Source organism: Daeguia caeni, from assembly GCF_042653845.1.
Classification (GTDB): domain Bacteria; phylum Pseudomonadota; class Alphaproteobacteria; order Rhizobiales; family Rhizobiaceae; genus Brucella; species Brucella caeni.
Map to the genome: position 1 here is coordinate 1 of NZ_JBHSEL010000072.1, position 1,350 is coordinate 1,350.

Below are 1,350 nucleotides of genomic sequence, written 5' to 3' on the forward strand. Positions count from 1 at the left end.
ACGGCTTTTCCTCATGTCGTCTGCTCCTTCTCAGGTTCGGCAGACTCTACATCACAGCGAGGGAACTTCCGGGGGGCAGGTCACCATGCATATTGTCATCTCACAGTTCCGGATGGAAAACCGGTACCCACTTTTCCTGGGCTTGGGTTTACAGCCAGCAAGTCAAGCCGACTGCAAACGCTGTTCCTTGAAGTTAGACCGCATGATTACCGATCTTATCGTGCAATATTGCGCCATATGACGAAACCATTCTGCCACGCGGAAATCCTTCGCTTCAATGTAACCGTGCCAATTATGGTGCTACACAGAACAGAACTGACAATCAGACAAGACAGAACAAACCGATGACAACAATAATTATTTTAAATTCAAAAATTCAATTTTATTCGATATAATTTATTATATTCATCTATATCAATTTTATAATTACAAATATTATATGCATAATTTGGCGAAAATGGACCCTTCGGCGCCTGATAATTCTCATCCATTACGAACATATTATAGAATTCTATGAATCCATCCTTTGGAAAATTATCACATGAATTCACATTATACATTTCCATCGCACCGCCCACTATAAAATAAACAGGCTCTTTAAAATTGCGGGTTATGATCTGCGTCAAAAGCTGCGGGCGACCGTGATCAAATGACATCATACTTACAATATACTGAGGTTCGCCGTTGTTTACAAAACGATCCTTGCCAAGGACAATCACTCCAATAATTAAATCACCAGCAGAAATACTTACCGGAGAAGAATAATAAATCACTCCAGAATCACAGCAAACCCAGCTTGATACTGACCATCCATGAATATTCAACTGGTTCCATCCAAGAACATTATATAATTGTTTATCGCCAACATTCTGTGCACCAGTAAAAAAATACAATGTATGACCATTGTCTACCTTTGGTGGAGATGGAACATTCCACGACAAGATCATAATCATAACATCATCATTTAGCATAGATGATGCGTACATCTGCCAACCATCATCAAAATTTGCTTTTGTTTCCGCACCATTTACTTTTTTCTCTATTCCAGAGTTCGAAAAACTTGAATATTGACATTTTTCAATTTGCCTCATCTCACCATTGGCTTTTTCCACTTTCAGCCCTGCATTTACAATTTCATCCTCCTTTACTTCCTGGACACAGCTCGGACTAAAATAGCCAAATGGTGTAATAATATAGTCTTCAGGAACATTTGACGGCCTGGCACTTTGAAAAGCAGGCATTTTCTTCTCTTCAAGCGCATGAGCTGAGAGCCCGACCTAAAATTAAGTTGAGCGATTTCAGTAGTTTATGATTCTCTATGTTTGCAAAAACTACGGAGGATCAGATGAC

1 protein-coding gene is annotated in these 1,350 nt (G+C 39.5%); it reads right to left on the reverse strand.

Annotated features, from left to right (window positions below):
- Positions 1 to 368: 368 nt before the first annotated feature.
- Complete coding sequence (locus tag ACFO1V_RS09445) at positions 369 to 1,241, reverse strand: hypothetical protein (protein ID WP_374834779.1); 873 nt, start codon at positions 1,239 to 1,241, stop codon at positions 369 to 371.
- Between the last annotated feature and the right edge of the window lie 109 nt (positions 1,242 to 1,350).